The organism is Acidobacteriaceae bacterium (assembly GCA_035944135.1).
Classification (GTDB): Bacteria; Acidobacteriota; Terriglobia; order Terriglobales; family Acidobacteriaceae; genus Granulicella.
Map to the genome: position 1 here is coordinate 45,592 of DASZBM010000009.1, position 22,761 is coordinate 68,352.

Below are 22,761 nucleotides of genomic sequence, written 5' to 3' on the forward strand. Positions count from 1 at the left end.
ATAGAACAGCAAGCGCAACGCCCGCCTGACCACCGCCGACGCTGATGGATCTGACAGAGGGACACATGATCGCAAAGCTCAAGGCCCTGGCTCTATCGATTGCGGCATTGTCTTGCCTTCTGCTGGCCTCGGCTGCATCTGCTCAGGAGCCCGCAACGATCCGCGGCACCGTCGCCGACCCCAGCGGCGCCGTCATCCCCGGTGCCACCGTCTCGCTCGCCGGCCACGACCGCGTGCAACGCACAAATTCCGGATCTGCCGGCACCTTCGCCTTCAATTCACTCCCGCCCGGCACCTATACCGTGACCGTTGCCGCCAAAGGATTTGCGCCGTTCACAACTCCTGACGTCATCCTTGCCGCTGGCGCAACAAAGGACCTCAAAGTTTCCCTCGCCATCGCCGTGGAACAGGAACACGTCACCGTCGACGATCAAAGCGAAAACGTCGGCCTCAGCCCCGACCAGAACTCGAGCGCCCTGGTCATCAAGGGCGGCGATCTCGATGCCCTCTCCGACGACCCCGACGAGCTTCAGAATGAGCTCCAGGCCTTGGCAGGCCCCGCCGCCGGCCCTAACGGCGGCCAGATCTACATCGATGGATTCGAGGGCGGACAGATCCCGCCCAAGTCCTCCATCCTTGAAATTCGCGTGAACCAGAATCCCTTCTCCGCTGAGTTCGATCGCATCGGCTACGGCCGCATCGAGATCATCACCAAACCCGGCTCGCAAAAGCTCAAGGGATCGTTCGGAGGATTTGGTACCGCCTCGCCCCTGAACACCGCCAACCCCCTGGTGCCCGATACGCCCTTCTACGATTTCTATTCCGCCATGACCAATGTCAGCGGCCCGCTGGGCAAGAAGGCCGCATACTTTTTCAATCTCTTCGACATGCAGCGCCAAACCCAAAGCATCATCAATGCGCTGAACCCTGCGGATCCATCCACAAACATCCTTGAAGCCTTCCCGAATCCATCCAGCATCTTCCAGATCGGCCCGCGCGTCGACTTCCAGCTTGGTCCGCACAACATCAGCATCCGCGACGGATTCTTCCGCTCCGTTGCCTCTGGCGGAGGCGTCGGCATTCTCAACCTGCCCAGCCAGGCCACCAGCACCGACGACACAGAAAATGCGCTCCAGATCGGCGACACCATCGTCATCAACGAGCACCTCGTCAACGAAACGCACTTCCAGTGGCGTCGCATTCGCAACGATCAAACCGCCGCAAACTCAACGCCCGCTGTCACCGTGCAAGGCGCCTTCACTGACGGCGGCTCATCTACAGGCGTCGTGCAGGACCACCAGGACGACTTCGAGCTGCAGAATTACTCCACCGAAACAGTCGGCAAACACGTGCTGCGTTTCGGCACGCGCCTCCGCGCCGAGCATGACGTAAACTCCTCCACCTCAGGAACAAACGGAACCTACAGTTTCAGCACGCTGGCCGAGTATGAGGCGCAAACGCCGACGCTCTACTCGCAAACCGTCGTCAACAATCCAGTCGCACGCGCCACCCTGTTCGACGCAGCGCTCTTCCTCCAGGACGACTGGCGTCCGCGCAATAATCTCGTGGTCGGCCTTGGCCTCCGTTACGAAGCCCAGAACTGGATCAACGATCACGCCGACTGGGGCCCGCGCCTCGCCTTCGCCTGGAGTCCCGGATTCACCGGCAAGGGCGCCGCAAAAACCGTCGTCCGCGCGGGCTACGGTTGGTTCTACAACCGTTTCACTGTGCCCAACTCGTTTCAGTCTTCGGGCACGCCCTACGTCATCCAAACCATCCACGACAATTTGGTCAACGAGAAGAGCTACACCGTCACCAATCCGAACGCCGCCTTCCCGAACAATCAATTCAACGCCTCCGCACCAGCGCCGATTCCCGCATCGCTGCTGGCCTCCACCCCTCAATCCACTCCCACATACCACACCATCGATCCGCACTTTCATGCCGCGCTCGATATGCAGGGAGGCCTCGGCGTCGACCGCCAGCTCACCAAAGCCCTCACCGGAAACATCACCTTTCTCTACACGCAGGGCGTGCATCAGTACCTCACCGACAACGTCACCTCCCCCGACTTCGACCCATCCACCTACACCGTGAACGGCCCCACTCCCGCCGCATACAACTATCAATTTCAATCAGGCGGCTTCTACCGTCAGCAGCAACTAATCCTCACAGCCAAAGGCCACTTCAAGCATCTCAGCTTCGACTCCAACTACACCCTCAACTACGCCAACAGCGACACCCAGGGCGCAACATCGATTCCCATGATCGATCAAAATCCGGGATTCGATTACGGCCGCGCCAGCTTCGACACACGCAACCGCGCGTTTCTCCTGCTCACCTACACCGCTCCCGGCGGCGTCATCTTCGCGCCCTTGCTCTCAGCGCAATCGGGCACGCCTTACAACATCACCATCGGCAACGACCTCACCCAGAACAACCAGTTCAACGCACGCCCCACCTTCGCAACCTGCAGCCCCGGCAACGCCAACGTCGTCTCCACCCCCTACGGCTGCCTCGACGCCAATCCCTACGGAAAAAACGAGAAGATCATCCCCTACAACCTCGGCACCGGCCCAGCCAACTTCGTCCTTCACATGCGCGCCAGCAAAACCATCGGCATCGGCCCGCACATCAAGCAGGAGGGCGATCTCTCCGGCCAGAACGTGAACAATAGCGTCAACGGCCGCGGTCTCAGCGGCAACGGCGGCGGCGTGAAGATCGACGAAAAGGTCCCGCGCAAGTACAACATCACCTTCGTTGCCATCGCGCTGAATGTCTTCAACGTCGTGAACTGGGCGCCCCCCAACGGCGTCATCGACTCGCGACTATTTGGACAGACGCAGTCCCTTGCCGGCGGTCCCTACTCCGGCCCCACGCCCGGCAACCGCACCATCCTCTTCTTCACCAATTTCTCGTTCTAGCCAGCCCTACTTCAGCCCAATCCGTCGCTCCAGATCCACAAACCTCCGGTCCCCCCGTATCGGATCGAAGAACGGATGCGTCTTCACAAACTGCAGTATGTTCGACCGCTCCTTGTACGCCTCTTCGAGCCACACGAACGCCTGCTCCTTATCACCCATCCCCAGGTACGCATTCACGAACGCCGCCGCCGGCACATATCCCGTCTCTCTTCTCCGCTTCAAATTCCCGAGCACCCGCTCCGCATCCGCGCGCCGCCCCGCATGCGCATACGCCCGCACCAAAATCCCTTCCACTGCCGGGCTTCCCTTCGACACCGCATCCGCCTTCTCCAACACTTTCACCGCCTCCGCCGCCTCGTCCTTTCCCAGCAGAGCGAACCCTAATCCCATCAGCACTAACGCGTTCTCCGGATGAACCGCCGCCGAATCACGCGACTCCCGAATCGCCTCATCAAACCGATGCGCCTGAAACAAAACCCACGATACCCCTGATCCCGACACCGACACCGGGTCCAATTCCCTCGCGTGCTGTATCGTTGCAATCGCCTCATCGGCTCTTCCCTGGTCTGAAAGCCAAAGCGCATACTCCGCGTTCGTCACTCCGTCATTCGGGTTCAGTTCCAGCGCGCGCCTGTACTCCTTGTCTGCCTCCGCCCACTGCCACTCCTGCTGCAGCGCATTCGCGAGCACCCCGTGAGCGCTCGCAAGCGTCGGATCAATTTCAAGCGCCTTTCGCGCCGCCTCCATCACCTTGGGCCGCGTCCCCTCCGGCGACTGGCCCACAAATACCGTCCCCATCTCCGTGTAGGACTCCGCCACACCCACGTAAGCCGGCGCAAAGGTCGGGTCCTTCGCAATCGCATCCTCGAAGTACGCAATCGCCTGCGCGAGCTCCGGCCTCCCATTGGCCCCGTCAAACGCATATCTGCCCTTCAGATAGCTCTCGTACACCTCCGGAGCAACCGGTCGCGCCGCCGCCAGCCGCTGCTGCTCCTCACCCGTCACCGTCACTCGCACCTTCTCCGCAATCGCCTGCGCCAACTCGCTCTCCAGCGTCAGCGCATCGCTCACGTCGCGGTCATACGTCTCCGACCACATGTGCGTATCCGTCGCCGCCCGAATCAACTGCGCACTCACCCGAATCCGGCTTCCCTCCCGGATCACCGACCCCTCCACCACGGCGTCCACTCCCAATGCCTTTGCAATCTCTGGCACCGTCTGCTTCGGGTCCTTGAACCGCATCACCGACGTATGCGACGTCACCCTCAGCTCGCGAATCCCCGTCAGCCGCCCAATCAACTCCTCCGTCATCCCATCCGCCAGATAATCCTGCGAAGCGTCCCCCGACAGATTCCTTAGTGGCAACACTGCCAGCGACCGTATCTGCGGTCCCGCCGTCGCTCTCTCATGCGCCCGCCACGCGATATATCCCGCCACCGCCAGCCCCGCACAAACCACCACCGCCACCACCACCCACCACCACACCCGTCCCCGGTCACGAAGGACACCGGGTGCCGCAGGTTTCGTCAAAGACGTGGGTTCGCCGGCCGCCTGCTCCGCAACCTCCGGCCGCCGGTTCTCCAGCCACGCATCCAGCTCCGCCGCCACCGCATACACTGAGCCGCGCTTGTCGTGCACATGCCGGTAGACAGGCATGCCCTCGCGCTTCTCCCAGCGCTGCACCGTGGTCACATCGCGGTTCAGATACGCCGCGATCTCCTTCCACGAATCCAGCCGCTTCCCCTCAACGGCCGGCGCCCGCACCGAGGATCCCATCGCGCTCTCCTGGAAAGCCCGGGCCCTGTCACGAACGCCACGATTCTACTCCGCACTGCAATAGACAGCATTAGACGGCACGCCCGCCTTCCAGCGACTTACCTCTTGCCCCACGCCGTCAGCCCGGCCCACGCTGTTCAACATCTCTAGCCCGGAGGCTTCCCCATGTCTCGCATCACCCGGCTTTTCTTCGCCATCTTCGCCGCACTGAATCTCGCGGCCCTGCCCACCGCCCACAGCCAGCTCCCCTGGTTCCCACAACCCATCCAACACTTCGCCGGCATCCTCAACGACTACACCCCCTCCAACATCAAAGGTGGCCCCTGGGAGGTCCGCGGCAAGTGGACCCTCGACATCAACAACGCCACCCAGCACGCCGACTTCACCGCCGTCCTCACCATGGAAACCTCTGACTACGGCGTCACCACCGGCGTCGTCGATCCAACCAACACCGCCACCCGCTCCGCCCACACCCACAACATCGTGATGACCGGAGCCTCTCTCTCCAACGACACCAGCCACTGCTCCAGCTACAGCCCCGCGACCAGCGGCCCCGTCATCGTCGTCACCGGCCCAGCGCAGATCCTCACCGGCAACGGAAGCCCCGCGCCCTTCCAATCCATGGGAGATTCCACCCTCTGGATATGCCTCGCCGGCGGCACCCAAATCCCCTACTCCAATCTCAGCCTGCAGTTCGTAGGCCCAGCCACCGTGCACTTCGGCACCCAGTTCTTCCACGGCGTCGTCGTCCCGGAACACCACTAAACCGGGCGCCCCATTCGTACGCGCAGCGGAAGAGTGGGTTCACTGCAACGGCTTCAAATCCTCCAGCACCGTCGGCAGCAGCTCCGACACCGTCGGATGGATATGCATCGCGTGTGTCACCGTCGTATACGGCGCCCGCGCGTACATCACGTCCAGCAGCGAGTGAACCGCCTCATCGCAACCTACGCCCAGCAGCGAGGCGCCGAGAATCTGCTTCGTCTCCGCGTCAACAAGAATCTTCATGAAGCCCAGGCTCTCGCCCTTCTCCCGCGCGCGATTCACGCGAGTCATCGGCCGCGTGCCCATCAGCGCCGGCCTGCCTGACGCCCTGACCTCCGTTTCACTCATTCCAATACGCGCCAGAGGAGGATCCGAATACAGCGCATAGCACATGATTCGATCCGAAACCCGCCGCGCTTCGCCATCCAGCAAATTCGCCGCGACAATCTCGTAGTCGTTATACGCAGTATGCGTAAACGCACCGCGCCCATTGCAATCGCCCAGCGCATACACGCCTTCAACATTCGTGCGCAGCTCATCGTCCACGACAATGTAGCCGCGCCTGTCCACCGCAATTCCCGCACGGTCCACGCCGAGATCCTGCGTGTTCGGCGTGCGCCCCACCGCCAGCAGCACATGAGATCCCGGAATATCCGGCGGCGGAGTGTTGCAGTTCGTGCCCACCAGCACACCCTCCGCATGCGGCGCCAGATGGATGCACTCGGCATCGACGCGAACCGTGATCCCTTCGCGCTCCAGAATGTCGCGAATCGCCGCGGACACGTCCTCGTCCTCATGCCACACCAGCCGCGGCGCGCGCTCCACAATCGTTACCTCGCTGCCGAACCGCCGATACATCTGCCCAAACTCAATCCCGATGTAGCTCCCGCCCACCACCACCAGATGCCTCGGAAGCCCGGTAAACGCCAGCATCGACGAGTTGTCGAAGAACGGAACATCGCGCACACCCGGAAAATCCGGAATCATAGCGCGAGCACCGACATTGAGAAAGATCTGCTTCGCCGTGATCTCATCCTCGCCCACCCGCATCGTATGCGGTCCGGTGAAACTCGCCGTGCCGGTAAACACCGTGCAGCGCGGGTTATTCCGCAGCGATGCTTCCACACCGTTGCGCGCGCCCGAGACAATCGCCTCGCGCCGCGCGATCACCGCCCCCATATCGATACCAATGGACGCGTTACCGAGCGTCACACCGTACTCCGCCGCCCTCTGCGCCATCCGCGCCGCATACGCGCTCGCAATCATCGTCTTCGTCGGCGTGCAGCCCGTATTCACGCACGTCCCGCCAAACAGCTTGCGCTCGACGAACGCGATCGACATGCCCGCAGCCGTAAGCCGCCCCGCCAGCGGCGGTCCCGCCTGGCCCGCGCCCACGATGATCGCGTCGAAAGTTTTCATGCGAGATACGCCACGATCAGGAACGCGCCGACGACCGCGATCGCGTCCTCGGTAATCGCCGCAGGAAGATCTCTTCCGAACGCCGCCGCGAGTCTTCCACGAAACGCCGCTCCGCCGTACGTCCCAATCACTGCGCCGACAACGCCCAGCAGCAGCCCCAGCCACAACGATCCCCCGCTCAAACCGATCGCCGCACCCGAGAAACCGCCCATCACGATGCGCGCTCCGAACCCCTGCGCCCCTTTACGGCTGGGCGTCTTAGGATTCGGGTCGATGAAGAAAATCTCCGCCAGCGCCAGCAGCGTCAGAATGCACGCCGTCACAATATTGCCCACCCAGCCGAGATGCGTTCCGGCAAGCGGAATCCTCCCCAGCCGCGCGGCCCAGCTCACAGCAGTAGGCGCAGTGAAAGTTCGCAGGCCCGCGATAACGCCAAGCAGCAGAGCAGCAACAAGAACGTGCATGACAGGTCTCCGGAGGAACGATCGCGACGGGAGCCCGGTGAAGAATTCAAGAGTACAGCAGGCCGGGGTGCCCCATTCATGACGACGGCTTTATCGTCGGCATGAATGGGCTTGAACTGCCTCCGAACCTTGTTCGCTCGGGTGGCGGCTCCATCGTCGTCATGGGTGGGATTCAACGCTCCGAAGCGCTAAGGAAGATCGGTTTCACCAGCGCTTCAATCGTGGCAGCCATCTCTTCGGCAGGAACACGGTCAGGAGTCTGGTGCCACAGTCGCGCCGCGCCGAAGACGGCCCAGGCCGCCGCGGTCGCCAGCAGTTTCGGGTCAGTTCCAGGCGCCGCTGTGTGCCTCTCTGCGCCTTCCATGAACATGCCTTCCACTGCTGGAATGATCGAACGTTCCAGCGGCATCTTCGCCAGTTGCGTAGGGCAGCCCGCAGTCTCGGCCAGATAGTCGCACACGCCCAGCGCAATAGCTCGCAGCGCCCCGTCGCAGTTCGTAAAAGACAGACCGCGTCGCGCAATGAGGCTGCGGAACCGGTCCGCTGTCATCGCCTGCAGCAACGCGTTCTTGTCCGGGTAATGGAGGTAAAACGTGGCCCGGTTCAACGTCGCCTCATCGGTGATCTCCTGGATGGAGATGTCGTCGAACTCCTTGCGATTCAATAACCTGAGCAGCGCCTCCATCAACATCTGGCGGCTGCGCAGGACACGGGGATCTGTGCTGTCCGCTGTCTTGCCGGGTTGAACTGCCGTCGCCATAGCCACGTCCAAAATTAGCTCTTCCACAGCATTAGATGTCTAAACGACATTTGTCGATTTATTTTGAATCGACATTTGTCAATTACACATCAATTGTCGCATAGGAGATTTTTCGCCATGCCTAAGCTTCTTCATATCGACTCAAGCCCCCTCTACGGTCGATCCGTCTCGCGCCAGCTCACCGGCGCGTTCGTCACCGAATGGGAGTCCTCCCACCCGGACGGCACGGTCATCGACCGCGACCTCAACGCGACCCCCATCCCGCCCGTCACTGTCGAATGGGTGGGCGCGGCCTACACACCCGAGTCTTCCCGCACCCCGCAACAGAACCAACTGCTGGCGCTCTCGGACACGCTGATCGACGAACTGGAGCAGGCGGATGAATACGTGTTCGGCGTGCCCATGCACAACTTCAGCGTGCCCTCCGTTCTGAAGCTCTGGATCGACCAGATCGCCCGCGTGGGCAGAACATTTTCCTATGCGACCGGAACGCCCAAAGGCCTGCTCACCGGCAAGAAGGCCACGTTCATCATCGCGACCGGCGGGATCTACGATCCGCAGACTCAGATGGCCTCGTTCAACTTTGTCGAGCCCTACCTGCGCTCGGTCTTCGGCTTCCTCGGTGTGGCCAACGTGACTTTCCTCACGACAGGCGGCACCGCGGCGCTCAACCAGGGCCAGGACCGCGAGGCATTTCTCGCCCCGCATCTTCACGCCGTTCAAACGCACGCGCAGGCGATCTAAAGGAGAAGGCATATGAAAATTGCTTCTGTTATTGCACGCTATCTACTCGGGCTGATGTTCACCGTCTTCGGCCTGAACGGCTTCCTCAACTTCATCCACCAGCCGCCACCGTCGAACCCGCTGGCCATCCAGTTCTTCATCGCCGTCGGCGCCTCGCACTTCGCCGCGTTCTTCTTCGCCGCGCAGCTGCTTGGCGGCCTGCTCTTGCTTTCAGGCTACTTTGTGCCGCTCGCACTCACCATACTCGCCGCGGAACTGTACAACATCCTCGCCTTTCATCTGACACTCGCTCCGGCAAGCATTGCTCCGGCGCTGTTAGCAGCCGTGCTCTGGATCCTGGTCTTCCTGCAATACCGCGCCAGCTTCAGAGAGATCCTGGCCGCAAAGCCTCTGGTCAAAGACGGAGAGCTCGCACGGGGCTCGGTCGCCGGCGAGTTTGTTCGCTAAGCGCAACAGCGCACCAGACGCGGGCGACTTGACAGTGCGGACCCTCGCCAGAGGGGCCGAACTTCAAGCGCCCGCGTTTCCGTTCCCGCCAAGTTATTTGTTTTCAAGACTTTGAAAATTAAAGTCTCTGGAATCAAGACTTTGCATTTAAAGTCCAGGCCTAAGTCCATTCTTCTGAAGACTTTGCGCAAAAACAGGGGGGGAGGGGGGATACTGTATGCCATGAACCTCTCCGCCATCCAGTCCGCTCTCCGCGATCAGCACCTCGACGGCTGGCTCTTCTACGACCACCACCACCGCGACCCCATCGCCTACCGCATCCTCGGTCTCCCCGCCGACTCCTTCGTCTCGCGCCGCTGGTTCTACTTCGTACCCGCCGAAGGCGCGCCCCGCAAGCTCGTCCACCGCATCGAGTCCGGCAAGCTCGACACCCTCCCCGGCGCCACCACCCAGTACTCCTCCTGGCACGAACTCGAACAAAATCTCGAGGACATGCTCGACGGCGCGACCAACATCGCCATGCAGTACTCGCCGCGCAACGCCATCATGTACGTCGCGATGGTCGACGCCGGAACCGTCGAGCTCATCCGCTCCTTCGGCAAGGATGTCGTCAGCTCCGCCGACCTCGTCAGCCTCTTCGAGGCGGTCCTCACCGAGGACCAGATCGCCACCCATTACGCCGCGCAGGAACGCCTCGATCGCGTCCTCGCCGCCGGCTGGAAGCACATCGCCGACTGCATCCGCCGCGACGACCGCACCAACGAGTTCGAGGTCGTCACGTTCCTCAAGCACGCAATGGAACGCGAAGGCCTCTGGACCGACCACGGCCCCAACGTCTCCGCCGGCTCCAACTCCGCCGACTCCCACTACGAGCCCACGCGCGAGCGCCACGCCCCCATCATGCACGGCGAGTTCGTCCTCATCGACATCTGGGCCAAGCTCTCCGAGCCTCACGACACCAGCCGTGGCCGCCCCGGCGCCGTCTGGTACGACATCACCTGGACCGGCGTCGTCAACCGCGAACCCACCGACCGCGAGCGCCATATCTTCTCGGTCGTTCGTGAAGCCCGCGACGCCGCGATCACCGCAGTCGAGCAGGCCTATGCCGCCAGCCGCCCCATCTGCGGCTGGGAGGCCGACGACGCCGCCCGCAACGTGGTCCGCCGCGCCAGCCTCGATGAATTTTTCACGCACCGCACCGGCCACAACATCGCGACCGAGCTGCACGGCAACGGAGCGCATCTCGACAACCTCGAAACGCACGACGAGCGCCTGCTGTTGCCGAACACCTGCTTCTCCGTCGAGCCCGGCATCTACTTCCCCGGCGAGTTCGGCATACGCAGCGAAGTGAATATGATCACGCGTCCGGGAAAAGCGGTGGTCACCGGCCCGCGCCAGACGGAGCTCCTGCGCATCTGAGCCGGCAATAGTCGGCACCGGCGCGCTGATACAATCGAGGCAATGGCTGCAGACGCACAGCAGATTTCCCAGCGCATTCCCGGAGAAAAATCCAGCCTGCCCGCGATGGTTTTGGTCGCTGGCTGGCTTATTCCTGGTCTTGGTCACCTGATCCTCGGCAAGTGGATCCGCGCTCTGCTGCTCTTCATCTCGATTGCCGGTATGTTCCTGATCGGCCTTGGCCTGCAGGGCAAGATCTATCAGCCCGGAACCGGCGACATCCTGGACATCCTCGGCTTCGCCGCACAGCTCGGCCTCGGTCTACTCTGCGGTCTAGCGCACTGGGTTGGCTGGGGCGCTAGTTCGGCCGTGAACACGCTTGCGGATTACGGAACGAAGTTCATCGTCTGCGCCGGTCTGCTGAACTACATCGCAGCCGTCGATGCACACTCGCTCGCCAACGGACGAAAGGCATCTCTGTGATGCTCAGCCACTTCAGCGCAGTGCTGCTCTTCTCGCTCTTCACGTCCGTGGTCTTCGGCATCACGATGCGCGCGGAACCGAAGATGATGATCCGCTTCGGAGCTTATTGCTTCGTGCTCTTTGTGGGTGCAGTCATCGTCGCAAGCTGGCTGATGTACGCCATCAAGCACTAACTAGAACATTTACTGCGGTGCCGTGGGAGCCGGTGGCGTCGCGCTCGACCCGCCCTGCGTATTCGGCTGCCCCGTTGTGCCGGCCGGTGATCCGAGACTCGACGGAGACGTCGAGTTTACGCTGGAGCCACCGCCGAGAATGTTCGCCTGTTTATAAAGCAATTCGATCCTGGGATCGTAAATAAACTCCCAGGTCTCATATGTGCTCTGCCCGTTCGGATTCAGGATGCTCTGGCCGGTCTTGGACGTACCGACACCCATGATCTGACCAATCCCACCCGACCCGCTGGACGAAGTTGTGGAGCTGGATGCCCCGCTCGTTGAAGAACCTGAGGTCGATCCGCCAATCGTCGCGCCGGAGAAGCCAGCCGAGAGCGGAGATCCTCCGCTAACTGTGCTGCTCGCCGATCCGGCGGTGTTTGATCCCATTCCGCCGCTGGCCATCGAAGATGCAGAACCCAGGCTGCCTGCGCCGGTCGTGTTCAGCCCGCCGAGCGGTTGGCCGAAGAAGCCCTTAACCGTCGTCTTGTTCTCGCCGACATGAATGATGCGCCAGTCGTTCTTGCCAGTAAGGGGATCGATGTATTGCTTGCGCAGATAGCGCACGTTGTTGGTGCTCTCGAGTGCGTCAATGGAGGGCGGATAGGTCTTGTTCTTGTTGTAGAACAGCCGGATTGCGCGGACATATTGCTCCGCGCGATGCTCGCTCTCAAGCTCTTTCTCGCGCTGGAGGTCTTTCGCAACTACGGGCGCAGCGACAGCAAGCGCGATGAACACGAGCGCGACGAGAAAGATCGCGAAGACCAGCATGAAACCGGCTTCCGAGTTGGAGTCTTTCTGGTGTCGCAGATCGAGATGGGTGCGGGTGGTCATGAACTACTGCATCTGCAGCGGCAGTGTCTGCGTGTTGTTGTTCTGCAGGTCTTCGACCTGAATGCTGTTCAGGTTTATCGCAACAATCTTGTACTTGTGCGCGACGATCTCGCCCGCCGAAGCCAGATAGACGTTGTCACCCTGCAGCAGAAACGCCTGCACAAGCCCGTTCGAGCGTCTCGCCGTGCCGAAGAACTTGAGATTGATCGGCGGCGGTGGCGGAGGGCCGGGCGGTGGAGGCGGAGGTGTGTACACCGGAGTCTTCGGCCGCGGAGGAGGAACGTGCGACGGAAGAATCACTGGCTGGGGTGCGGAGATGAGAGAGAAGATGTTGCGACCAGAGCCAGAGTAGACGAGGCTCTCCGCGCGATGCATCGCGGTTTCATCGAGCGTGGGATCAAGGCTCGCTGAGGTGTTTGCCAGTTTCACCGCATCGACGCCCGCAATGCTCGTGTTGCGCCCGCGGTTTGCTGCAGTCTGCGCGGGAGCAGCGGATGTGGTGTGAGTGGGAGCAGTAATGGGAGCAACGGTCGGCGGAGGCGCAGCCGAAGTTCCGCTGAAGAGCGCGTTGTAGGCGTAGAAGATGCAGCACAGCGCGACCGCACCGAGTGCGCCGGCCATAATGGTCTTCTTACGGTTCTCTGCGCCGGCCCTCATTGTGTGCCTCCGGTAGGAGCTGCAGGCACAGGCGCGGACTGTGTTGAAGCTTCCTTGTCGTTCGGCGTGCGCAGGTAGGTGGTGATACGGATGCGGAGGTTCACCATGCCGGTCTGCTGGCCGGAGAGGTTGATTCCGTTGATGACGAAGAACATCTTGTCGCGCTCAAGATTGTTGATGAATTCGACGATGGGACGGTAGTCGCCGGAGACGCTGGCGTCCATGTGGAGCTCAGTAAGCTCATACGCGCCGGTGAGTACGGGAGCCTGCGAGTACTGCACGTTTGCCAGGCGGACGTTGGTCTTTTGCGTCAGGCGGCCGAGTTCAGAGAGCACCTGTGAATAGGCGTACGGAAGACGGTCAGCGTAAAAAAGATCTGCGTCCTGCGTGGAAGCTGCAATCTTTCCGTCCAGACCGCGCAAGGGCTGTGCCTGCAGACGCGCGGTGGTGAGCAGCGTGCGTTGCTGGTTGAGTGCGTCTGCGTTACGGTCCTTGAGCGACTGCGAGAGGAAGAGCAGATGCGCGGCTATGTAAAGCACGATGACGAGCAGCGCGGCGACACCGGCGTAGTGCAGGTTGACTGCGGTGAGCAACGCACGGGCGCGCGCGGTGAGACGCGGAACGCGGCGCAGCATCGAGGAGCTGCTCGGCGGAGGGACGGTGGCGGTGGCGCTCATCGTGTACCTCCTCGTGCGAATGACTGCGCAGCGTTTTCCTGCTTCGCGGATGTTGGCTTGGTGTACGGCTCGCCCTCGGGCAACGGATTGTAGTTGGCGAGGATGTCAAACTCGACGCCGGGAGCCGCGCCCGGCAGGTTCGTCTGCGGCTGGAAGGTTCCGGGGCGCTGGGCGGTTGTGCTCTTGGCCTGGGACGCTTCACCGCTGAGACGCGGCTGGAGGAAGCGGCGTGAGTGCTCGAGGTTGCGCACAAGCTGCACGGCGCGGTCGCGCTCGCCGGACACGCGCAGGCGAATGATGACGTCGCCGGTCTGCGTGACCTGCGGCTCGATCGAAGTGACCTGCACGCCTGTCGGCAGCACATTCTCGAGGTCCATCATCACGGCGGTCCAGGAAAAGCTTTTCGCAAGGAAGAGCGAGTTGAGGAAGTGTGCGCGATCGAGCACAGCGGCGTTCGCGGGCTCACGCATGCGTCGTTCATTCTGCAGGCGTTCCTGCTGCGCGCCGATCGTCTGGTTGCGCAGATTGTCCATCTGCGCGCTGGCGCGATCGAGCCGCTTCTGCAGTGTGTGCGCCCAGAAGCCGAGCCCAATGGCAATGATTGCGAGCAGCGCCATGAGAATGCGGAGCCGCAGAAAGAGCGGGCGGAGCTCGACGAAGGGGCGTGTGGCGAGATTGATGGAGATGCGCATGGTCAGCCTCGCAGTGCTCCTCGAACGCCGGCGAGCGAGCCGCGCGGGATGTTGCCGGTGACGACGCCGGCGGAGAAGGCAGAGGCATCGATGAGCTCGCGAATGCGGATCGCTTCGGCGTCGTTGTAGCCGTTTCCGTTGACCACGCGATGCAGCACATCCGCGCTGAGTGCGCCGGCGCTGAGGATGGTCGACGGAGGACGTGACAGCGTGTCCTCGAAGTAGGCAACGGCGACGCTCACGGCCTGTGCGATCTCGCGAGCGAGTTCGTCGGGCGAGAGCTGCTGGAGCTGCGCGGGGATGGTCGGGTCGATGCCGGTGGGCTGTGCCTGGAGGTCGACGCTGCGGTGCAGCAGGAGCACGCCGTCCCGCGTGATGGCGGTGGTGATACCGGCGTACGTGGCGTTGACGACGAGCGACGGCTCGGCGGCAGTGAGGCCGGCGAGTGCGGCGAGAGTGCTGGGGAGCACGGCGCCGGGTTCGAAGCCTGCTTCGCGCACGGCGGTCTCGTACTCGCGAAGGATGTCGCGCGGGATGGCGACGGCGAGAACGTGCACGTTGTTGCGCGTGGAGCTCATCACCTGGAAGCTGACGACGGCGTCGTCGACTTCGAACGGGACGAGCTTCTTGAGGCGAAAACGCACGATGGGCAGAGCTTCGGTGAGCTTGGTAGGGAGTGCGTCGAAGTCGAGCAGCAGAACGCGGACGGCGGAGTCGGGGATGATGATGGTGAGGTCGGCGCCGCGGCTGTTGGGACGGACATCAATCGATTCCAAAGCGCGGCGGATGGCGGCGATCACGGCGACGCGTTCGGGCAGGTTGCCGGGCTTGAGGCCGGGAAGGATCGCTCCGGAAGGCAGCGGGACGCTCGCGACGGAGTCGAGCGGGCCTTCGGGCGTTGCGGCGCGCGCGGCCGTTACGCCGTCAGGGGCGATCTCGCAGGCGAGGCGCGGGCGGCTGCCGGCGGCTTTGGGAAGAAGATTCATCGAGACACTTTTACTAGACTATCGCGCGGTGCTGCGTTGCGAGCTTGGCTGCGGTGGTTCAATTCATTGGACGAACGGGAGCGGGAGCCGTTTGCGGGGCTAACGTCCTGTTTCAATGAAGGTTACCTTGTTGATCTCGCGCAGGGTGGTAATGCCGGCGCGGACGCGCTCGAGGGCGGAGTCGCGCAGGAAGTTCATGCCCTTTTCGCGGGCCTTTTTGCGGATTTCGGAGCCTGGGCGCTTTTCGAGGAGCATCTCGCGTATCTCGTCGTCGAGCTCGAGGAGTTCGTGGATGGCGGAGCGGCCGCGGTAGCCGGTGCCGCCGCACTCGATGCAGCCGGAGCCTTCCTGGAAGCGGAAGCCGCGCCACTCGGCGGGGTCGAGGCCGTTGAGCTCGAGCTCGGCGTCGGAGTAGGTGACTTCGCGGCGGCAGAAGTCGCAGATGGTGCGGACAAGGCGCTGAGCGAGGATGCAGTTGAGCGCGGAGACGAAGTTGTAGGGTTCGACGCCCATGTTCAGGAAGCGGCCGAGGACGTCAACGACGTTGTTGGCGTGGACGGTGGTGAAGACAAGGTGGCCGGTGAGCGCGGAGTTGATGGCGATCTGCGCGGTTTCGGCGTCGCGGATCTCGCCGACGAGGATCTTATCGGGGTCGTGGCGGAGGATGCTGCGCAGGCCGCGCGCGAAGGTCAGGCCCTTCTTCTCGTTGACGGGGATCTGGGTGATGCCGCGAATCTGGTACTCGACGGGATCTTCGATGGTGATGATCTTGTCTTCTTCGGATTTGATCTCGTTCAGCGCGGCGTAGAGCGTGGTGGTTTTGCCGGAGCCGGTGGGGCCGGTGACGAGCACCATGCCGTAGGGTTCCTTGATGTAGCGGCGGAAGCGGCGGAGGTCTTCGTCCGCAAAGCCGACGACGTCGAGCGAGAGGTTGTGGAACTTCTCGGACATCGACTCCTTATCGAGCACGCGGAGCACGGCGTTTTCGCCGTGCACGGTCGGCATGATGGAGACGCGGAAGTCGATGAGGCGGCCCTTGTAGCGCACGCGGAAGCGGCCGTCCTGTGGCACGCGGCGCTCGGCGATGTCCAGCTCGGACATGACCTTGATGCGCGAGAGGATGGTCTGGTGATGCTCGCGCGCGATGGGCGCCATGGCCTGTTGGAGCACGCCGTCGATGCGGTACTTGACGAGCAGCGAGTCGTCGTAGGTTTCGAGATGGATGTCGGAGGCGCGGCGCTCGAGCGCGGTGAAGATGGTGGTGTCGACGAGGCGGATGATCGGCGAGATGTCGTCGTCGCCCGCAAGCTTTTCAATGGAGATGTTCTCGTCGGTGGTGTCCTCTCCTGTGAGGACGTCAAAGGCGAGGCCTTCGGTGGCTTCGTCGAGCACGCGCTGCGACTGCTCGGTCTTCTTGAGGAGGTCGGTGATCTGGGACAGCGTGGCGACGCGCGTGACGATGCGCGTGCCGAGCAGGCCGGCGATCTCGTCCAGCACCATGAGGCGCGAGGGGTCGGCGACGGCAATGGCGAGGCGGCCGTCGGTGGACTGCTCGAGCGGAACGAAGTTGTAGCGGAACATCATGTCCACGGGCACGGACTTGAAGAGCTCGTGCTGGATCTTGAAGTTCTTCAGATCGACGAACTCGGCGTGATAGCGGCGCGCGAGACGTTCGGCGCGCTCGGCTTCTGTGAGCGAGTCGTTGGGGAGTGGGGTTGCTACGGGGGTGGCCATGAGGGTGAAGCTCCTTGCGTGGCAAGCGTACAGCTAGCCGCCGATATTGCCCAGACTGAAGATCGGCATGTAGAGCGCGATCAAAATGATGACGACGACGACGCCCATGACGATGAGGATCAGGGGTTCGATAAGGCTCATGATGGCGTTGAGCTGCGTCTGCACGTCCTCTTCGAAGAACTCCGCGACGGAGTTGAGCATCGCGGGCAGCGCGCCGGTGGACTCGCCGACCTCGATCATCTCGACGGAGAGTTCAGGGAACACGCCGGTCTCTTCGAGGCTGGTGGCGAGGCCCTGGCCTTCGCGAACGGTTTCCACCGACGTGTAGACGGCCTTCGAGATCTGGCGGGATTCGATGGAGCGGGCAGCCGTTTCGAGGCTGGGAACCAATGGGAGACCGCCGGTGAGCAGCGTCGCTAACGTGCGCGAGAAGAGGCCGACCTGGTACTTGAGCCAGACGTTGCCCAGCCCCGGGGTGCCAATGCGCACGCGGTCGACAAAGTTCGCGCCGGAGTCGGTTTTGGTCCAGCGGACGACGAGATAAATGATGAGCGCGAGCAGAAGACCGAAGTAAATGCCGTAATGCTGCGCGTTCTTGCCCAGGGTCAGCAGGAAGAGCGTGAGGCTGGGAAGCTTTGTTCCGAGCTGATCGTAGAGCTGCGCGAAGCGTGGGACAACGAAGGTGATCAGGAAGATGAAGAGGCTGATCACCATGATGACAAGGAAGCTCGGGTAGATGAGTGATGATTTCAGCTTCTTGCGGAAGGTGAGTGACACGCGCTGGAAATCGAGATAACGCTGCAGGACCTCTTCGAGGTTTCCGGAGCGCTCGCCGGCGAGCAGCGTGACCGTGTAGACGAGCGGGAAACCGCCTTGCGCTTCGAACGCGGTGGAGATGGATTCGCCGGTCTTGACGCGCGCGGCCACGTCCTCGAGCTGGGCGCGGAAGACAGGGTTCTTCTGGCGCTTCGCCAGCAGCTCCAGCGAGCTGAGGATGGGCAGGCCGGCCCGGATAAGCGTAAGGAACTGCTGGTTGTAGATGAGGAAGGGTTCGAGTTTGACCTTGCGCTGACCGCTACCGGCAAAACCGGAGCGCGGCTTGACGGAGTAGACCAGATAGCCCGCCTGCGTGAAGCGCGAGCGGAGCTCTTCCGCGGTTGCGGCGGCGTGGGTCTGCTCCTGGATTCGGCCGCGTTCGTCGGCAAGGCGGATTGTGAACTCTGTCATGAGGCTGGAAAGGCTCTGCTGAATTGCTAGCTAAATAAATTCAGTGCTTTGCTGCTTATTTTATATAGACGGACGAGGAGCTCGTTCGTTCAAATGCGAAGGCCCCACCGGAAGGGTGAGGCCTTGCTGCAACTTTTCGGGGCGCGCGTGGCGGGCGAGTTTAGACGCTGAAGCTGGAGCCACAGCCGCAGGTGGACTTCACCTGGGGATTTTCGAACTTGAATCCCGCCGCTTCCAAGGTCTCGACGTAGTCGACCGTGCAGCCGTTGAGGTACATGGCGCTGGTGGCGTCGACGAAGACCTTGAGGTCGTCGAACTTAACGATCTTGTCCATCATGCCGGCCTGGTTTTCGAAGCTCATGGAGTACTGGAAGCCGGAGCATCCGCCGCCGACCACGCCGATGCGCAGACCGGCCGGAATTGGATCCTGGGTCGCCATAATCTCCCTGACCTTGGCGATAGCAGATGGGGTCAAGTTGACTGGATTGCTGCGGGGCGCCTCAGGGGCGCCGGTGACGACCTCGGCAACAGGGTTCGCGGCGGTGGACATGGAAACCTCTCCTCGGCTCGCGGACCAATGTAGTCCGGGAGCACAACTCTTAGTGTAGCCAGAGCTTGCTGGCTGGGCAAGCCGCCGGAATCGACGGCGACATAAGCACTCCCTGATTGGATGCCCTTGCGACCTCAAGGTTTCTGCGAATGGGGCTGTTATGGCGAAAGAGGCCGGAGGGAACCAAGGCGAATGACCGGAAACTGCCCCCTTTCCAATGAACATCGCGGAGCGTATGATTTTTGTGGCCCAGCCTACCTACGAGCCCGAGGCTCAAGAATCGGACCCGCCCGGTATCCCGGACCAGACTCTTATTGACTCTGGGGGACTCACCGCCATGCACGTGCTCCCGATCCTTATCGCTCTATGGGGCGCCTCCGTCATCGGCTTTATCGCAGTGATGATTTACCGCGCCACGCTCACCCAACATGAAACCGACCAGTTGTTCCTCAGTGACGACAGCACACATGTGTCGATGGAACACAGGGAACACGATGAGATCGTCGCGCGCGTCGACAAGCTGCGGCCCTATTACCAGGGTCTCGGCGGTGCCGCCGTGCTGATGACGGTTCTGGTCGTCGGCGTTTACATCTTCCAAATGGTGCAAGAGATGCATTTCTAAGCGGCAGATAACCAGCGGAATCACGCCAGGGATCCGGTTGCGGATCCTTGTGCGTTTTAAGGGAAGCTTTCAGGCTGCGGAAGCGGCTGCCTTGTATCTGCCAAGCTCGCGGACCATTCGCGCTTCAGGGCGCAGCGCGTTCAATGCGGCTTCGGCCATTCCGGCGCTGGTGAAGCGGAACTCGACGAAGAAGACGTACTCCCATGGCTGGCCGGGCACCGGGCGGGATTCGATGCGGGTGAGATTGACGCCGGCCGCGGCGAGAGCCTGCAGGGCTTTGACAAGTGTTCCGGGACGATGCTCCAGCGCGAAGGCGACGCTGAGCTTGTCCAGTTCGGCTGCAGGCGGTGCAGCATCGTCCGAACGGCGAATGACATGGAATCGGGTGAAGTTTTGCGCGTGGTCTTCGACGCCGCGCACGAGCACGTTTCCGCCGTACTCCTGTGCCGCCAGTTCGGGGGCGAGCCCGGCTGTGTCGCGCAGTGAGTTCTCGATGATGTGCTTGACGCTTCCGGCAGTGTCATAGAACGGAAGCGCGCGGGCTTGTGTGAAGCCAGCGAGAAATTTGCGGCACTGATTCAGTGCGACGGGATGCGACAGAACCGTGCGGATCGCGGAGAGCTCCACGCCCGGGGCGGCGATAAGGTTGTGGCGAATCTGGAGCAGGCCTTCGGCGTGGATGCGGACAGGGTTGGTGAGCAGCAGATCGTAGTGCTCGGCGACGGAGCCATGCAGGCTGTTTTCGATCGGGAGCACGATGCAATCCGCGCGGCGGTCGAGCAACGCGGCAAATGTATCGGACGAAGCGGTGCACGGCAGGACCTCGCAGTCGGGAGCGAGTTCCAGAGCAGCCATGTGGCTGTTCGACCCGCGTTCTCCCTGGATGGCGACGCGGTAATCGGAGCGCGCCTGTGCTTGCTGCTGCGGAGTTGTCTCGGCACGACGTGTCGTCTGGTTACTCAGGCGTGGGTTCCTTAATCGCAGATATATGTGTCTTTTGGGACAACCTCAGCATAATCCGACGCACCTTACCTTAGCGAACGCCGCCGAGACGGCGCCGATCATAGTGACCGCACCCCCGGGTCACCCATCATAAGGAGCCGATCTATGCTTTGGACGATCACCATCATTCTTGTCATTCTTTGGATTGTGGGTATGGTAAGCAGCTACACGTTGGGCGGATGGATTCATCTGCTACTGGTTCTCGCAATCATCGTTCTCATCTTCAATCTTCTCTCTGGTCGCCGAGGCATCTAACTTTCGAGCACGCAGTGGCGCCACGCGGATTGTGTGAACCACAAGGAGAGCGGTATGAAGAGTGGAATGGAAAACAAGGCCAAGGGCAAGCTGGATGAGGTTGCCGGAAAGATCAAGCAGTCAGCTGGTGAAGCAATGAACAACCAGTCCATGGCGAACCGCGGCGCGGCCCAGCAGGTGAAGGGACAAGGCGAGCAGGCGCTTGGATCGGTGCAGAATGCTGCCGCGGACGTACACGCGCGCAGATCTCATGAGGCTCAAGCCGAGGCTCACGACGTTCGCGAGCGGGTCACGTCAACAGCAAGGAATGTAAAAGAGCGCATCGAGGACAGCGTAGATCGCCATAAGAACAGAACGTAGTGCCAAGAAGCGCTTGAAGACAACGAGGGCTCGCCGATTGTGGCGAGCCCTTTTCTTTCCGATCAGGCTTGACGCTTTGCTCAGCGACGGTGCAGAACGTCGGCCGCAATGAAGATGAAGAAGACAACGGAGATTACGCCGTTAAGCGTGAAGAAGGCCGCGTTCATCCGGCGGAGATCGCCGGGCGAGACGATTGCGTGCTCGTAAGCGAGAAGAGCGACGCAGAGCAGCACGCCGAATAGCGCAACGATCCCCAAGCCGAATGCGTGGAGCATGAGGAAGAGCAGCACCGCCATCCCGGCGTGCATTAAGCGGGCTATCCAGAACGCCCCGCGCAGACCGAAGGCCTGCGGAACACTGTGCAGGCCGACGCGGCGGTCGTGCTCGAAGTCCTGGCAGGCGTAAAGCACATCGAAGCCGCCGACCCACAGCAGCACGATTGCCGTGAGCAATGCAGCGCGCGCGGAAAGGGATCCGCGGACGGCTATCCATGCCGCAGCCGGCGCAATGCCCAACGCAAGGCCCAACACCAGGTGTGACCAGCGGGTCATTCGCTTCATGTAGCTGTAGGCGAACACGACGGCGAGTGCCAGCGGGGCGAGCTCCAGGGTGAGCCTGTTGAGCATCGCGGCGCCGAGCAGAAAGACGGCGCAGGAGATGATCGTGAATGTGATGACAAAGCCGCGCGAAACCTGGCCCGCGGGGAGCGCGCGCGCTGCTGTGCGAGGGTTCACTGCGTCGATCTCTGCATCGACCAGGCGATTGAAGGCCATGGCTGCCGAACGCGCACCAACCATACAGACAATAATCCATCCGAGCACGCGCAACGGAGGCCAGCCTCCGGCGGCGAGCACGGCGCCTGTGAGAGCAAACGGGAGAGCAAAGATCGAGTGCTCCCACTTGATCATCTCGAGCGTGACGCGTGTGCTATGTAAAGCAGATCTCATTCCTAAGAACAATGCTACGCGAAGGAGATAAGAGCTGCTCTGCGGCCAGCCAAAGAGATCAATGTTCGTTCTGGCCCGCAACCTGAAGGTCGTTCTCCACCGAGAAAACGCCGGGCACCTGGTTGGCGCGCATTCCGGCCATCTCCTTGTCAGTCTGGCTGTCAACGACACCGGTCAGCACGGCGTGACCGTTCACGACCACGATGCGGATGGGTTTAGAGGGATTGATCGCGTATTTGGTGAACTGCGAATAGCCGTAGATGGCGCGATACAAGTCGCGGCGGATGCGCCAGTCGTTGGGCGATACCGGCGCGACCTGGATCTTATCGACAACGTCGCGAACACCGGGCGCGTTCTCGACCACCGAGAGCGCATCGTCCTTGTCTACGGGTTCGACCGCGAGCCCGCCGATGGTCACAACTCCGTTATGCACCTGCAGGATGAAGCTGTCGAACGGATAAGACTCGTATCCCTGGCGCACATAGACCAGGGCCTTGGCGAGCTTCTGAAAGAGTTCCTCGTCCGAGACAGTGCCTCCGCCAGTGACATTGATGTCGTTGCGGATGGAAGCGGCCTCATGCATCTTATCGACACGCTTCTGGGCATCAGCCTTGTCGGCATAGCGATCGACCTGGCCGGTCAGGTGAACTACGCCGCCCTGCACCTGTACTTGAACGCCGCTGAACCTCTTCCCGCTAAGCTGTTTTTGAGCGTCTGCCTGTATTTGTGCGTCACCCTTCTGGGCTGTGGCAGCGGGCACGATTGCGGCCAGGCAGAGAGCGCAGGCGAGTGTAATCAAAATGCGACTGTAAATTCTCATGGAGCT

25 protein-coding genes are annotated in these 22,761 nt (G+C 61.9%); 10 read left to right on the top strand and 15 right to left on the bottom strand.

The features are described from left to right. Positions 1 to 65: 65 nt before the first annotated feature. On the top strand, positions 66 to 2,924 hold the full coding sequence (locus VGU25_13975) for a carboxypeptidase regulatory-like domain-containing protein (protein HEV2578311.1): 2,859 nt from the start codon (positions 66 to 68) through the stop codon (positions 2,922 to 2,924). A gap of 6 nt (positions 2,925 to 2,930) precedes the next feature. On the opposite strand, the gene VGU25_13980 is transcribed toward VGU25_13975, so the two are convergent. Further along, positions 2,931 to 4,700 (bottom strand): tetratricopeptide repeat protein, encoded by a 1,770-nt coding sequence (locus tag VGU25_13980; GenBank protein HEV2578312.1) that lies wholly within the window; start codon positions 4,698 to 4,700, stop codon positions 2,931 to 2,933. 165 nt (positions 4,701 to 4,865) lie between these two features. Between VGU25_13980 and VGU25_13985 the strand changes: the two genes are divergently transcribed. Then, entirely contained in the window at positions 4,866 to 5,465 is a 600-nt protein-coding gene (locus tag VGU25_13985; GenBank protein ID HEV2578313.1) for a hypothetical protein, read from the top strand. 39 nt (positions 5,466 to 5,504) lie between these two features. Here VGU25_13985 and VGU25_13990 read toward each other — a convergent pair whose 3' ends face one another. From VGU25_13990 to VGU25_14000, 3 genes are all read right to left on the bottom strand, one after another. Continuing rightward, complete coding sequence (locus VGU25_13990; GenBank protein ID HEV2578314.1) at positions 5,505 to 6,884, bottom strand: FAD-containing oxidoreductase; 1,380 nt, start codon at positions 6,882 to 6,884, stop codon at positions 5,505 to 5,507. Then, positions 6,881 to 7,348 (bottom strand): DUF4126 domain-containing protein, encoded by a 468-nt coding sequence (locus VGU25_13995; protein ID HEV2578315.1) that lies wholly within the window; start codon positions 7,346 to 7,348, stop codon positions 6,881 to 6,883. The genes VGU25_13990 and VGU25_13995 overlap by 4 nt, the downstream gene beginning before the upstream one ends. A gap of 172 nt (positions 7,349 to 7,520) precedes the next feature. Next, complete coding sequence (locus VGU25_14000; protein ID HEV2578316.1) at positions 7,521 to 8,108, bottom strand: TetR/AcrR family transcriptional regulator; 588 nt, start codon at positions 8,106 to 8,108, stop codon at positions 7,521 to 7,523. 117 nt (positions 8,109 to 8,225) lie between these two features. Between VGU25_14000 and VGU25_14005 the strand changes: the two genes are divergently transcribed. The 5 genes from VGU25_14005 to VGU25_14025 all read left to right on the top strand — a co-directional run bounded on the left by VGU25_14005 (position 8,226) and on the right by VGU25_14025 (position 11,353). Continuing rightward, positions 8,226 to 8,852 carry an NAD(P)H-dependent oxidoreductase gene (locus VGU25_14005; GenBank protein ID HEV2578317.1) on the top strand — a complete coding sequence of 209 codons (627 nt, stop codon included), beginning with the start codon at positions 8,226 to 8,228 and terminating at the stop codon, positions 8,850 to 8,852. A gap of 12 nt (positions 8,853 to 8,864) precedes the next feature. Beyond that, on the top strand, positions 8,865 to 9,299 hold the full coding sequence (locus VGU25_14010) for a hypothetical protein (protein HEV2578318.1): 435 nt from the start codon (positions 8,865 to 8,867) through the stop codon (positions 9,297 to 9,299). Between the two features lie 222 nt (positions 9,300 to 9,521). Then, positions 9,522 to 10,718, top strand: coding sequence for a M24 family metallopeptidase (locus tag VGU25_14015; protein HEV2578319.1), 1,197 nt, complete (start codon positions 9,522 to 9,524; stop codon positions 10,716 to 10,718). 42 nt (positions 10,719 to 10,760) lie between these two features. Continuing rightward, positions 10,761 to 11,180: a DUF6677 family protein gene (locus VGU25_14020; protein HEV2578320.1), complete on the top strand. Its 420-nt coding sequence runs from the start codon at positions 10,761 to 10,763 to the stop codon at positions 11,178 to 11,180. Further along, the gene (locus VGU25_14025) at positions 11,180 to 11,353 is read left to right on the top strand and encodes a hypothetical protein (protein HEV2578321.1); all 174 of its coding nucleotides are present in this window, start codon (positions 11,180 to 11,182) and stop codon (positions 11,351 to 11,353) included. The genes VGU25_14020 and VGU25_14025 overlap by 1 nt, the downstream gene beginning before the upstream one ends. Positions 11,354 to 11,362: 9 nt before the next feature. Here the strand turns inward: VGU25_14025 and VGU25_14030 are convergent, their stop codons facing one another. From VGU25_14030 to VGU25_14065, 8 genes are all read right to left on the bottom strand, one after another. After that, the gene (locus VGU25_14030; GenBank protein ID HEV2578322.1) at positions 11,363 to 12,226 is read right to left on the bottom strand and encodes a type II secretion system protein; all 864 of its coding nucleotides are present in this window, start codon (positions 12,224 to 12,226) and stop codon (positions 11,363 to 11,365) included. Between the two features lie 3 nt (positions 12,227 to 12,229). Then, positions 12,230 to 12,883 (bottom strand): hypothetical protein, encoded by a 654-nt coding sequence (locus VGU25_14035; protein ID HEV2578323.1) that lies wholly within the window; start codon positions 12,881 to 12,883, stop codon positions 12,230 to 12,232. Next, entirely contained in the window at positions 12,880 to 13,560 is a 681-nt protein-coding gene (locus VGU25_14040; protein HEV2578324.1) for a hypothetical protein, read from the bottom strand. The genes VGU25_14035 and VGU25_14040 overlap by 4 nt, the downstream gene beginning before the upstream one ends. Further along, entirely contained in the window at positions 13,557 to 14,252 is a 696-nt protein-coding gene (locus VGU25_14045; GenBank protein ID HEV2578325.1) for a PilN domain-containing protein, read from the bottom strand. Before VGU25_14045 ends, VGU25_14040 begins: the two co-directional genes overlap by 4 nt. Before the next feature lie 2 nt (positions 14,253 to 14,254). After that, on the bottom strand, positions 14,255 to 15,238 hold the full coding sequence (locus VGU25_14050; GenBank protein HEV2578326.1) for a hypothetical protein: 984 nt from the start codon (positions 15,236 to 15,238) through the stop codon (positions 14,255 to 14,257). Positions 15,239 to 15,337: 99 nt separating this feature from the next. Further along, positions 15,338 to 16,972 carry a GspE/PulE family protein gene (locus VGU25_14055; protein ID HEV2578327.1) on the bottom strand — a complete coding sequence of 545 codons (1,635 nt, stop codon included), beginning with the start codon at positions 16,970 to 16,972 and terminating at the stop codon, positions 15,338 to 15,340. Positions 16,973 to 17,005: 33 nt separating this feature from the next. Beyond that, positions 17,006 to 18,199, bottom strand: a complete 1,194-nt coding sequence (locus tag VGU25_14060) for a type II secretion system F family protein (protein ID HEV2578328.1) — start codon at positions 18,197 to 18,199, stop codon at positions 17,006 to 17,008. A 160-nt stretch (positions 18,200 to 18,359) separates the two neighbouring features. Then, a complete protein-coding gene (locus VGU25_14065; GenBank protein ID HEV2578329.1) occupies positions 18,360 to 18,749 on the bottom strand; it encodes an iron-sulfur cluster assembly accessory protein in 390 nt (129 codons plus the stop codon). 217 nt (positions 18,750 to 18,966) lie between these two features. Between VGU25_14065 and VGU25_14070 the strand changes: the two genes are divergently transcribed. After that, positions 18,967 to 19,371, top strand: a complete 405-nt coding sequence (locus VGU25_14070) for a hypothetical protein (protein HEV2578330.1) — start codon at positions 18,967 to 18,969, stop codon at positions 19,369 to 19,371. Positions 19,372 to 19,440: 69 nt separating this feature from the next. Here the strand turns inward: VGU25_14070 and VGU25_14075 are convergent, their stop codons facing one another. After that, a complete protein-coding gene (locus tag VGU25_14075; protein ID HEV2578331.1) occupies positions 19,441 to 20,334 on the bottom strand; it encodes a prephenate dehydratase domain-containing protein in 894 nt (297 codons plus the stop codon). A 144-nt stretch (positions 20,335 to 20,478) separates the two neighbouring features. On the opposite strand from VGU25_14075, the gene VGU25_14080 reads away from it, so the two are divergent. Together VGU25_14080 and VGU25_14085 are read left to right on the top strand one after the other, a co-directional pair. Then, a complete protein-coding gene (locus VGU25_14080; GenBank protein HEV2578332.1) occupies positions 20,479 to 20,628 on the top strand; it encodes a lmo0937 family membrane protein in 150 nt (49 codons plus the stop codon). A gap of 54 nt (positions 20,629 to 20,682) precedes the next feature. Further along, complete coding sequence (locus tag VGU25_14085; GenBank protein ID HEV2578333.1) at positions 20,683 to 20,988, top strand: CsbD family protein; 306 nt, start codon at positions 20,683 to 20,685, stop codon at positions 20,986 to 20,988. An 80-nt stretch (positions 20,989 to 21,068) separates the two neighbouring features. Here the strand turns inward: VGU25_14085 and VGU25_14090 are convergent, their stop codons facing one another. Both VGU25_14090 and VGU25_14095 read right to left on the bottom strand, forming a co-directional pair. After that, positions 21,069 to 21,935, bottom strand: coding sequence for a UbiA-like polyprenyltransferase (locus VGU25_14090; protein HEV2578334.1), 867 nt, complete (start codon positions 21,933 to 21,935; stop codon positions 21,069 to 21,071). 58 nt (positions 21,936 to 21,993) lie between these two features. Next, entirely contained in the window at positions 21,994 to 22,755 is a 762-nt protein-coding gene (locus VGU25_14095; GenBank protein ID HEV2578335.1) for a BON domain-containing protein, read from the bottom strand. Positions 22,756 to 22,761: the final 6 nt, after the last annotated feature.